Genomic DNA, 11,525 nt, shown 5'->3' on the forward strand with positions numbered 1-11,525 from the left:
GGCCTGGTGTTACCAAAGCGAGAACTGCGCAAGGTCGCGGCCGCTCGCATCCTCGAAGCACTTGACGAAATCCTCGATCGTGACCGCCTGGCCGTCATGGCGATCGAAATAGACGTCCATGCCCTTTTTGAAGGTCTCCTTGCCGAGCAGGGTGGCGATCATGCGGGTGACTTCGCTGCCCTTCTCGTAGACCGTTGTTGTATAGAAGTTATTGATTTCCCGATATTTCGTCGGGCGAACCGGGTGGGCGAGAGGGCCGGCGTCCTCCGGAAACTGCTCCGACTTCAGATGCCGGACCTCGGCAATGCGCTTGACCGGACGCGAGCGCTGATCGGACGAGAATTCATGGTCGCGATAGACGGTCAGGCCTTCCTTGAGGCAGAGCTGGAACCAGTCGCGGCAGGTAATGCGGTTTCCGGTCCAGTTGTGGAAGTATTCGTGCGCGATGATCGCTTCGATATTGGCGTAGTCGGCATCGGTTGCGGTTTCCGGATCGGCGAGAACATATTTGTCGTTGAAGATGTTGAGGCCCTTGTTCTCCATCGCCCCCATGTTGAAGTCGGAAACGGCGACGATCATGAAGATGTCGAGATCGTATTCGCGTCCGAAGGCCTCCTCGTCCCACTTCATGGATCGCTTCAGGGCGTCCATGGCATAGGCTGCACGCGGCTCCTTTCCATGCTCGACGTAGATCTTCAGGGCAACCTCCCGGCCGGACATCGTCGTGAACGTGTCCTCGATGACGCCGAGATCGCCGGCGACGAGCGCGAAGAGATAGCTCGGTTTCGGATGCGGATCGAACCAGGCCGCGAAATGCTTGCCTTCGCCATAGCCGGCGCCGCCGAGGAAGTTGCCGTTGGAAAGCAGAAGCGGATTGGCGGCCTTGTCGGCGATGATGTTGACAGTATAGGGCGCCAGGACATCCGGACGGTCTGGGAAATAGGTGATGCGGCGGAAGCCCTCGGCCTCGCATTGGGTGCAGTAGATACCGCCGGTGCGGTAGAGGCCCATCAGCTGGGTATTGGCTTGCGGATTGATGATCGTCGAGATCGTCAGTTCGAAGGGGTCGGCTGCGGGAAGGTTGTAGACGGCCAGGCTATCGGCTGTCGCCGTATATTGCTCGGCCGGCATTTCCATCTGGTCGAAGAGCAGGCCGGAAAGTGAAAGCTCGTCGCCGTCGAGAACGAGCGGCGCCTTCGGGTCGGCACCTTCGCGGCGATGGAAGATCAATCGCGCTTCGACTTTTGTTTCTGTGGGATCAAGGTCGAAGGTCAGGTCCACGCGTTCCAGAACGAAATCGGTGGGGCGGTAATCTGCCAGATTGATGACCTGGCCCGTGTCTGTACGCATAGTGTTCCCTGAAGACCTTTATCGATATGGGCTGGGACAGACGCGAATGCTCTGCCATAGGTTTTGCAGCATCATCACATTAAAGTCTGAACTAAACTTAAAGCGAAATGGAGGGAGTGCAAGTTTTGATGGCCGCAATTGGCGGAGATGCTTAGATGACGAGCGGATGGGCGTGCACTATCTAAGATTGAGCGCGGCCTTTATGACAGCATCGTCTTCGGTCCGCTGGACGACGACGCCGTGCCACCCGAGACCGTCATAGTCTTCGTATCCCAAGGTCTTCGCAAATGCGACGATCGACCCGTTGTTGTCGTAATAGCTGCCGCGGGATTTGCCTGTCTGATTTTGCAGCGCGAAATGGGTGAAGAGAAGCGCCGGATTACTTGCGGCGATGATCCTGCTTGCACCATCGAGCAGCATGACGGTCGTCTTTTGCGCGACCTGCGGCGGCAAGTTGGCCTCTTTGTCGACGATCGCCTGTCCCTGGTTTTGCCAGTCGAAATAGACGCCGAGCGTCCCGACGATCGCCCCGTCGACTTTGCCGCCTTCGCGGACGCCGGTGGCATAGACAAGCGCGGTCCGGCCGTCGTGCAGCGGGCTGGGGCGGACCTCGTCTACGATGTAGTCGTCGCCGCACTTGCAATGCGCCGCCGCCTGGAACCAGGCGTCGCCGGCAAGCGAACGGTTGGTGACTTTGCGCTGGAACTGGGGATTTGCCGAGGCGACGATACGTCCGGAAAGATCGGTCAGCACGAGGTCCAGATAGACCGTGTAGAACCGGTTTATCACGCCGAGCCGCTCGGACGCAAAGCGTGTCTTGTCGCTGCCCGGCTCCTGCAGGGCCTGCCACAATGCGGTATCGGTTGCCCACCATCGCACGTCGGCCGTCCGTTCGAAGAGGTTGCGCACGATAAGCTGGACGAGGGTTTGCGCAAGGTCCGTCAACCTCACGCCTTCCATCTCGTTCACCAGCGATTCCGCCATCGTCCGCGACAGCCCGATGCGGCCAAGGACGTTGCTCTCGAATTTTCCCGCGATATCGCTTGCAACCTGCGCCAGACGCTGCACCTCGTTGGCAACGACGGCAAAGCCCTTGCCGGTCTCGCCCGCGCGAGCGGCCTCGATCAGTGCGTTGATCGCCAGCAGCTTGATCTGCTTTACCACATGGGTGTTGGCTAAACTGAAATGCTCAAGATCAGTACCGATCCCTTCCGTCACAATGCGCATGGAACGCGGCGTTGCGGTCTGCTGTGTCTGATCGCTTGTCTTAAGCGGCATCATGGAGGTGATCCTGGCAACAATTGAGGTGGCGGTTATGAAAGCGATTGGTGCGATACTGCTGAAATCAATGCGAGTTTATGGTTTTCAAAAGATTAAGAGTTGAAATGTTCAAGCAAACATTTTTGGGCACATCTGTTTTATGCTAATTTTTTGTGCAACTGTGCGCCGTAATGCGGGAGAACTGGATGCGCCGGCGCCTTTTTTCGCTTTTGGACTGTTCTTCGAGCGCAGCCCCTGCCACAGTCAGGTTGCGTCGAGTCTGACGTATCTCCCCGCTTCAAATAACTGGCGCACGAGTTTCTGACATGCAGTCGGCTTTCGAAAACCCGATGAGAGGAATCCTGATGAAGGTCTCATCGGTGGTGGTCTTTCTCGGCATGCAGACCTTCATCAAGCTCGCCGGTTCCGATGTCGCGCCGGGGCAGGTGACCTTCTATCGCTCCTTCTTCGCGCTCTTCCCGATCATGGGTTATCTTGCTTATCGCCGACAGTTGCGGGCGGCCTTCCATACGGCAAATCCGATTGGCCATCTAAAGCGGGGCACGATCGGCATCCTTTCCATGGGCTTCGGGTTTTACGGCCTCCTGCATCTGCCGCTGCCGGAGGCGATTGCGCTCGGCTATGCGACACCCTTGGTCGCGGTCATTTTCGCGGCAGTCTTCCTCGGGGAGACAGTTAGAATATACCGTTGGAGTGCGGTTTTCTTCGGTATCATTGGCGTTGCCATCGTCTCATGGCCCAAGCTTACGCTGTTCAGGCAGGGCGGCATGGAGGCAGAGCAGGGGGTCGGGGCGTTGTGCGTCCTGATGTCCGCCGTGCTTGCCGGCATGGCGATGATCCAGGTCCGCAAGCTCGTCGAAGAGGAAAGGACGGCGACGATCGTTCTCTATTTTTCGATGATCGCCTCGATCTTCTCGCTCGCGACGCTGCCGTTCGGCTGGGCCTTGCTCGATCTCAACACGAAGTCTCTGCTGGTCTGCGCAGGCTTTTGCGGTGGCATCGGACAAATCCTTTTGACGGAGAGCTACCGTCACGCTGATGTGTCGACAGTGGCGCCGTTCGAATACACGTCGATCCTGCTTGGCGGCATTGTCGCCTATTTCGTGTTTGGCGATGTCCCGGGGGTCCATATGATGATCGGAACGGCGATTGTGATCGCAGCCGGCATATTCATCATCTACCGCGAGCATCAACTCGGGTTGGAACGCCGCAAAGCCCGCAAAGCCGGTACGCCGCAGCCCTGATCGGATCAAGGCAGAAAAGCCGCCTGCCGATTGTCCAACCCGGCCGGGTTGCACTGGCGAAATTTAAGGATACCAATCGGCCCCCAAATATGGTTTCTAAATATGACGAAACTTCATTTATTCAAAGCCTTGCATGTCTGATTGGCCGCTGATGCCGGATCCTGGTCCAAGTGCTTAGCTGCTGCGAACGCTGGCTTGCGAGCGGGACGCCCATGAAATTTACGGCAGAAGAACTGGCGCGGCACCCTGATTTTCTGCTCAGCATCCGTCATCTGGCCGGGGCTCTGCGCGGCATGTTCCAAGCCGGTCCGCGCCTTGCCCGTCTGCTCACCTCCCACCAGCGCTGGCTCCTCACGCAGACCGCCTATGCGCTCGCCATGCAGTACGATCCTGGCGATCCCTCTTCGGGGCTTTCCGCAGTTTCGCTGACGACGCTGATAACACGACACAAGGTCGCGAGCCGCAACACGGTTTTGAACTTCATCGAAGAGCTCTTCACCTATCGCTTCATCACCCATGCACCGGGTGAAGAGCGCCGCCGCCCGCGTCATTTCGAACCGGCCGAAGTCAGCAATCAGGCAATGTACGGCTGGCTTCTCGCCAATCTCGCCGCCCTCGACATGTTGGACCACGGCGATCGCGCCGGCTGCCTGCAGGCCCATCCAGAGCTCCTTCGGATTGCCCAGCCGCTCGTTGCCCGCGGCTGCCTCGAAGATGCGGCCTGGCGGGAGCCGCCGGAGCCAATTGCGCTCTTTCTTTGGACGGAAGCGGGCGGTCTGGTCGTGGACCATCTCATGGCTCGAATTGACCTTAATGGTGGCGACACGGAAAGGTTCGATGTCGGCCGCGTCGAAACGCGCAATCTGGCCGGCGATTTCATGATGTCGCGAACGCACCTCCAGCGCCTCTTTGCAAAGGCGGTGCAACAAGGCTGCCTTGGCTGGTACGACGAGCCCAGGAAGACGCAGTTATGGGTGTCGCGCGATTTCGTCAGGGAATATTGCAGCTGGCAAGCTGTCAAGTTTGCCTATGTCGAGGACGCCTTTGACGTTGCCCGGGCAAGGCTGGAATGCGTGCCGGCCAAAATGCTGGCGCAAGCTTAAAGCGCGATCGCCGCGATTTCTTTGACCAGCGGGCCTGGCTCTGCGGTGGAAAGCTCGCGCTGATACTCCCTCGCGGCGCAGACGGCAGCGCGGATATGCTCGATCGTGTCGATATTGCGCAGAAGCGAAACGAGTACTGCAGACATCAAAAAACTCCGATCGCGCGCCCGGGCCGGGCCGCGCTCATCTCAGTATTCCTGGAAATCCACGAAGATTGCGGAGGGCCGCGTCGTGCGGCCGCCGATGCCGGTCCCGCGGGCGATCATCTGCTCGTTGGTCGCAAAGCCCAAGCGGCTGTAGCCTTGCGTGGTGCGAGCCGGATCACTCGCCAGGCGGAGGGTTTCAAACCCGCAGTGTATAGGACGAAAACTTGCGTTCATTGCCTTGGTTCCTGTCAGATTCCTCCCAAGACAGGGTATATATTGCAGTGCAGCATCGATTCTGCAATGCGCCAAAATAGGATACAGCCATGCGACAAATGCATGGGTGGTTTCATGAAAACTTAATATTTGTCTATTTTCTAATCAGTTCGAGCGACTTAAGCCGTGCCTGAAACGCCAGGAGATCACTCCAAGCCAGCCGCTTGTTGATCGGCGCGGTCAGGAGATCCTGCGGGTGTAGCGTTGCGATTGCCGGTATCGTCAGCGGCCCGGCACCGATCTCTTTCCACTGCCCGCGCAGGCCGTGGATGGTGTCGCTCTCGCCGAAGAAGAAGCGGGCGGCGAAATTGCCGAACAGCAGGATTACCTTCGGTTCGGCAAGCGCGATCTGGCGTTCGATGAAGGGACGGCAGATTTCCATCTCGGCGACAGAGGCGACACGGTTGCCTGGCGGACGCCAAGGAATGACCTGCGTCAGAAGAATGCCGTCCCGATCAAGCCCAATGGCCGCCAGCATCCTGTTGAGAAGTTCTCCCCCGCGCCCGGCAAAAGGCGTGCCCTCGCGGTCGTCGTCGGCGCCAGGTGCCGACCCGATCACCATAATGCCGCTTGCAGCGTTGCCCGTCGCAAAGATCGTCGAACGCGCACTGTGCTTGAGATTGCAGCCGTTGAAGGCCTCGATCGCGGTCTTGAGCTCTCCGAGCGAACGCGCACTCTCGGCCGCAAAGCGCGCGTGCTGCACGGCTTCGCCATCAGGAATGGCAGGCTGAGGTCGAGGGGCTGCGCGCTCAGCCGGCGCTGCGGCTTGACGTTGCGCCACCGCTGGCCGCTCGGGCTGGGTCGGGCTTTGCGGAGGAGCAGCGGCGTTGGCCCGCGCCGCCTTCATCGCCTCGAACTCGGCGAAGCGGTCGACTGCCTCCTCCTCCAGCAGCCATTCGACGCCGGCTTGTGCATGGAAATGCAGAAGCGCGGCAAGCTCGGCCGGGGAAAGTTCGTTGACGGAAACCATACGGCGACCTTAGCGAAGTGGCAGCAGCAATGAAAGGGCGGGTACCGTGCTCTGCGGCTATTGCACAGTCCATTGCGCGATGTCGTCGCGTTCGCCGATCAGGGCAAGCCCGTGGGCAATGGAGAGAAGCTCGCCGCCGGTCTCGATCTTGCCGGCGTCGAAGCGTTCGGTGAAGATGCGACGGACGGCAGGCACGAAGGATGTGCCGCCGGTCAGAAAGACCTTGTCGATGTCGCCGGGCTTGGTCTCTGTCTTCTCCAGAACGTCGTCCAGCGCGCCTTCGATACGAGCCAGATCCTCCGCGATCCAGCTTTCGAAGTCCTTCCGTCGAATGATGCGATGGCCGCCGCGGCCGAGCGGGCCGAAATCGAATGGTGCTTCGTCTGCCGAAGACAGTGCCATCTTGGTGGCCGAGATCGCCTGATAGAGCGGATAGCCCTCGTCGTGATCGACGAGATCGATGAAGGTTTCGAGCTTCTCCGGCTCGAGCGCCGTGCGGACCAGTTTCCTCAGGTCCTCGAATTCGCGCGAGGTCTTGAAGATCGAAAGCTGGTTCCAGCGGCCGAAGCTCGAATAATAGTTCGACGGCACCTCAAGGATCTTGTCGAAGCTCTTGAAATGACTCCCCTTGCCGATCTGCGGCGCGACGATGTTGTCGATCATCCGGTAGTCGAAATGATCGCCCGCGACGCCGACGCCCGAATGGCCGACCGGCGTTGCCGTCAGCTTGCCGGCAACGGTTTCGAAGCGGATCAGCGAATAGTCCGTCGTGCCCCCACCGAAATCGGCAACGAGCACCGTCGCGTCCGACTTCAGGTTCTGCGCGAAGTAGAAGGCGGCGGCAACCGGTTCGTAGACGTAATGGATTTCCGGAAAGCCGAAGCGCAAGAGCGCTTTGTTGTAGCGTTCGGTTGCAAGCGCCGGATCGGGATTGGCGCCGGCGAAGTGCACCGGCCGCCCTGTCACGATGCGCGTCACATCCCTCGACCAGTTTTCGCCCGCATAGGCGCGCAGCCGCCGGATGAAGACGTCCATCAGGTCTTCGAAGCTGTGGCGCTTGGCAAAGATCAGCGTGCCCTGGAAGAGGGGGCTTGCCGCGAAGGTCTTGATCGACTGGAGGAAGCGGCAGTCGCCGGGATTGTCGATGAACTGGCGGATTGCCGCATGCCCGGCCTCGACCTTCAGGGCCGATGTGCCGAGCTGCGGATCCTTCATGAAGGAAAGCGCCGTGCGCATGCTGTCGGCCGTGCCTTCAGCGCTGGTGAACGCCATGGAATGCGTCGTCCCGCCATTGGCCGTTGCGAGAACCGTATTCGTCGTGCCGAAGTCGAAACCCAGCGCCTGAGCCATGCCCGCACCTCTTCATGCCGATTGTGATTGAGACCGGAGCCTTGCTCCGCATGAAGGACGCACGCGCGCCCAAAATTTAGGAGGGCGCGTGATGCCATAGAGGGGCGACACATTCAAGAGGGAAGGCGTCGGGCGTTGTGCCAATCTGGTGGTGGCCCCCCATCCGCCTTGCCGGCGCCTTCTTCCCGTAGTCGCGGCGAAGGCGATATGCCCCGCTCGCTTGCCCACTTCTCCAACGTCGAGCGAGGCGCGTCCGCATCTCCCCGCAGGCGGGAGAGGGTTGGGGTGAGAAGCAATGCGCGAAAGCCCGACCGAAAGATCACTCCGCCGCGATCGCCGTCGGCTCCTCTTCGTCCGGCACCGCTTCCTTTCGCTGCCAAAGCCTCTGAAGCCAGCTGTTCAGCCGGCCCATCTCGATGAAGATAACCGGCGTGATGAAGAGCGTCAGAGCCTGGGAAACGACGAGGCCGCCGACGACGGCGACACCCAAGGGCTGGCGCAGCTCGGAGCTGGCACCGGTGCCGAGCGCGATCGGAAGGGCGCCGAGAAGCGCACAGAAGGTCGTCATCATGATCGGCCGGAAGCGCCGCACGCAGGCCTCGTGAATGGCCTCCACCGGCGACATCGATGTGGAGCGCAGGTTCTCCAGCGCCACGTCGATCATCATGATCGCGTTCTTCTTCACGATGCCGATCAGCATCAGGAGGCCGATGAGCGCGATGATCGAGAGGTCGAAACCCATCACCTTCAGAGCCAAGAGCGCGCCCAGGGCGGCGGCCGGAAGGCCGGACAGAATGGTGAGCGGGTGGATGAAGCTCTCGTAGAGAACCCCGAGGACCACATAGATCGTCAGCACTGCGGCGAGGATCAGAAGCGGCGTGTTTCCTTGCGACTGCTCGAAGATCTCCGCCGTACCGCCATAGGACGTGAAGACGTCCGCCGGCATGTTGATGTCCTTCTTGATCTGGTCGATCGCGGCTGTTGCGTCACCCAGCGCCGCATCGGCAGGCAGGTTGAACGAAACCGTCGTCGAGACGAGTTGACCTGTCTGGTTGATCGTCACCGGCCCGGTGTTTCGCTCGACCCTCGCGAAATTCGACAACGGGACCAGCGTGCCGTTGGTTGAGGCGACCCGGATGTCCTGAAGCTTCTGATCGTCCCAGGGCTTGTTGGTATCGTATTCGACGATGACGTCGTAGCTGTCACCGGTGGATTGGATTTGCGCTGCCGTATAACCACTGAACGATTCCTGCAGGGTCGTGCGCAGCTGGCTGTTGTCGATGCCGAAGGCGGCTACCTTTTCGGAATCGACGAGGATATTGGCCTGCAGCGCGTTGTTCTGCGCATCGGTTGTCACGTCGGTGAAGCGCGGATCGCCGCGCATTGCCTGCTGGATATTATTGGCCCAGAGATTGGTCTGCTCGGCGCTGAGTGCCTGAACGACCAGCTGATACTGGCTTGCGGTCTGACGGCCGCCGAAGCGTAGGCTCTGCTGCGGGGTGATGAAGGCTTGCAGGCCGGGCACCTTGGCGATGTCGGCCCGCAATTCGCGCAAGGTCTGGTCAAGCGGCGGACGCTGCTCCTTGTCCTTCAGCTCGACATACATCGTGCCATTGTTGAGCGGGCTGCGCGCGTTGCCGCCGACGATCGACATGACGTGATTGACCGCCGGATTCTGTTTCACGATCGCTGCGGCCTGGTTCTGCAAGGCTACCATCGCCGGATAGGAGATGTCCTGGCGTGCCCTTGTGGAGATGTTCAGCCGGCCGATGTCCTCGGTCGGGAAGAAGCTGGAGGGCAGCGTCATGAACAGATAGGCGTTCAAGCCGACCGAAACGAGGAACAGGCAAAGGATCGCAGGCCGGTGGACGAGGCACCAGCCGACCGCCCGATCGTAACCTCTGAGCGTGCGTTCAAAGCCCGCATTGAACCAGCGGACGAAGAGGGGCGGGTTGGACTTGCGGCTTGAAAGCCGCGAGCCGAGCATCGGCGTTACCGTCAGCGAGACGATGGCGGATGCGACGATCGCCATTGCGACGACCATGCCGAATTCGTTGAAGATGCGGCCGACGACCCCGCCCATCAACAGGATCGGGATGAAGACCGCAATCAGCGACACCGACATCGAAATGATCGTGTAGCTGACCTCGCCGGCGCCCTTGATTGCCGCATCGAGGACCGGCATTCCCTCTTCGACATGCCTAAGAATGTTTTCCAGCATCACGATCGCATCATCCACCACGAGGCCGACGGCGAGCGTCAAGCCGAGCAGCGAGATGTTATCGACGCTGTAGCCGAGTACGTACATCATGCCGAAGGTCGAGATCAGCGAGAGCGGAACGGCAAGGCCCGGAATGACCGTTGCGGTCAGATGGCCTGTGAAGAGGTAGATAACGAGCACTACGAGGCCGATCGTCAGCAGGAGCGTGAACTTTACATCGGAAATCGCGTCGCGGATCGGCTTGGCGGAATCGTTCATGACCTTGGTGGTGACTGACGACGGGATCTCGGCATGCAGCGTCGGCAGCTTGGCGTTGATCGCATCGACGACCTCGACCGTGTTCGCATCCGGCTGGCGCTGGATGGCGAGGATGATGCTGCGGTTACCGTCGTACCAGCTGCCGGTATTCTGGTTCTCGACGCTGTCTTCCACCTTGGCGATGTCGCCGAGATGAATCGGCGCCCCGTTCGGGTTTGCGATCACCAGCGAGCGGAATTCCGCTGCGTTGGTGCGCTGCGTGTCGGCGTTGATCGTCATGCTCTGCGCGTCGTTCTGCAGCGTGCCGACCGGCACCTGGCTATTGGCGGCGCTGATTGCCTGGTTGACGGTATCGATGCCGATGTTGCGGGCAAGCAGCTTGTTGGGATCGACCTCGACGCGGACGGCATAGGTCTGTGCGCCGAACACGGTCACTTCGGCGACGCCGGGCAGGGTGGAGAGCGACGGTGAGATGATGTCTTCGGCGATGGCGTCGAGCTTGCTGCGCGGCATCGTATCGCTCTGCACCGCAAGCAGCATCACCGGCGCGTCGGCCGGGTTCGTCTTGCGGTAACTCGGCGGCGTGGTCATGTTGTCCGGCAACTGCCGGGTCGCGTGCGAGATTGCGGCCTGCACGTCGGCCGCGGCCGCATCGATGTTGCGGTTGAGGTCAAACTGCAGAATGATGCTGGTATTGCCGAGCGAATTCGTCGCGCTGATTTCGCTGATGCCGGGGATGGTCTGGAACTGCTTGATCAGCGGCGTTGCGACCGAAGTCGCCATGGTCTGCGGCGAGGCGCCGGTGAGCGCGGCCGAGACGTTGATCGTCGGGAAGTCGACCTGCGGCAAGGCCGCGACTGGCACGAGCCGGTAACCTGCAAGGCCTGCAAGGATCACGCCGATGGCGAGAAGGGTCGTCGCAACCGGCCGCCGGATGCAGAAATTCGGGATCATTGTTCTGCCTCCGCCGCCAGGGTTTCGGTCTGGTGAGCCGGCTGCTCGGCGGAGGCGACGTTTAGTGCCTTGTCATCGAATTGCTCGTCGACATGCTGCTGGTCGGCAAGCTGCGCCTGTCCCTCGATGACGACGTGATCGCCTTCGGAGAGCCCTGCGGAAACGGCGGTGAAACCACCGTTCTCGCGGGCGACGGTGACGGGCGCCATCTGCACCTTTTCATCCTTCACGACATAAGAAAAGAACCCATTTGCACCGGGGCTGACTGCGACGGTCGGTACGACGACCCGCGGCTCTTTATTGTTGAAGTGAACGGCGGGCGTGACGGCTTGCCCGGGCCCGAGCGTGCCGGCCGTCTTTTTGAAGGCCGCCCTC

The 11,525-nt window shown here is 60.5% G+C and carries 8 protein-coding genes and 2 pseudogenes; 2 read left to right on the top strand and 8 right to left on the bottom strand.

Annotation, left to right across the window (positions count from 1 at the left end):
• Positions 1–12 precede the first annotated feature (12 nt).
• Positions 13–1,350 (bottom strand): annotated as a pseudogene (gene pepN / locus C9413_RS18965) (aminopeptidase N); the annotation flags it as partial.
• 177 nt (positions 1,351–1,527) lie between these two features.
• Positions 1,528–2,631 carry a methyl-accepting chemotaxis protein gene (locus tag C9413_RS18970; protein WP_039844370.1) on the bottom strand — a complete coding sequence of 368 codons (1,104 nt, stop codon included), beginning with the start codon at positions 2,629–2,631 and terminating at the stop codon, positions 1,528–1,530.
• Positions 2,632–2,936: 305 nt separating this feature from the next.
• Between C9413_RS18970 and C9413_RS18975 the strand changes: the two genes are divergently transcribed.
• Both C9413_RS18975 and C9413_RS18980 read left to right on the top strand, forming a co-directional pair.
• Positions 2,937–3,875 (top strand): DMT family transporter, encoded by a 939-nt coding sequence (locus C9413_RS18975; RefSeq protein ID WP_039844371.1) that lies wholly within the window; start codon positions 2,937–2,939, stop codon positions 3,873–3,875.
• A 212-nt stretch (positions 3,876–4,087) separates the two neighbouring features.
• Positions 4,088–4,978 carry a hypothetical protein gene (locus tag C9413_RS18980; protein WP_039844372.1) on the top strand — a complete coding sequence of 297 codons (891 nt, stop codon included), beginning with the start codon at positions 4,088–4,090 and terminating at the stop codon, positions 4,976–4,978.
• Here C9413_RS18980 and C9413_RS18985 read toward each other — a convergent pair.
• The 6 genes and pseudogenes from C9413_RS18985 to C9413_RS19010 form a co-directional block, all read right to left on the bottom strand.
• Entirely contained in the window at positions 4,975–5,124 is a 150-nt protein-coding gene (locus C9413_RS18985) for a hypothetical protein (RefSeq protein WP_166677404.1), read from the bottom strand. The two genes, C9413_RS18980 and C9413_RS18985, sit on opposite strands and share 4 nt — an antisense overlap.
• A gap of 42 nt (positions 5,125–5,166) precedes the next feature.
• Positions 5,167–5,358 carry a hypothetical protein gene (locus C9413_RS18990; protein ID WP_022714581.1) on the bottom strand — a complete coding sequence of 64 codons (192 nt, stop codon included), beginning with the start codon at positions 5,356–5,358 and terminating at the stop codon, positions 5,167–5,169.
• A 133-nt stretch (positions 5,359–5,491) separates the two neighbouring features.
• On the bottom strand, positions 5,492–6,367 hold the full coding sequence (locus C9413_RS18995) for a uracil-DNA glycosylase (RefSeq protein WP_039844373.1): 876 nt from the start codon (positions 6,365–6,367) through the stop codon (positions 5,492–5,494).
• Between the two features lie 57 nt (positions 6,368–6,424).
• The gene (locus C9413_RS19000; protein WP_039844374.1) at positions 6,425–7,717 is read right to left on the bottom strand and encodes an Hsp70 family protein; all 1,293 of its coding nucleotides are present in this window, start codon (positions 7,715–7,717) and stop codon (positions 6,425–6,427) included.
• A gap of 319 nt (positions 7,718–8,036) precedes the next feature.
• The gene (locus tag C9413_RS19005; protein WP_170250759.1) at positions 8,037–11,150 is read right to left on the bottom strand and encodes an efflux RND transporter permease subunit; all 3,114 of its coding nucleotides are present in this window, start codon (positions 11,148–11,150) and stop codon (positions 8,037–8,039) included.
• Positions 11,147–11,525, bottom strand: a pseudogene (locus C9413_RS19010) (efflux RND transporter periplasmic adaptor subunit); the annotation flags it as partial. The gene C9413_RS19005 and the pseudogene C9413_RS19010, both read right to left, overlap by 4 nt.

The sequence above is a fragment of the Rhizobium sp. SEMIA 4085 genome, assembly GCF_013004495.1.
In the GTDB taxonomy this organism is placed as follows: Bacteria; Pseudomonadota; Alphaproteobacteria; order Rhizobiales; family Rhizobiaceae; genus Rhizobium; species Rhizobium gallicum.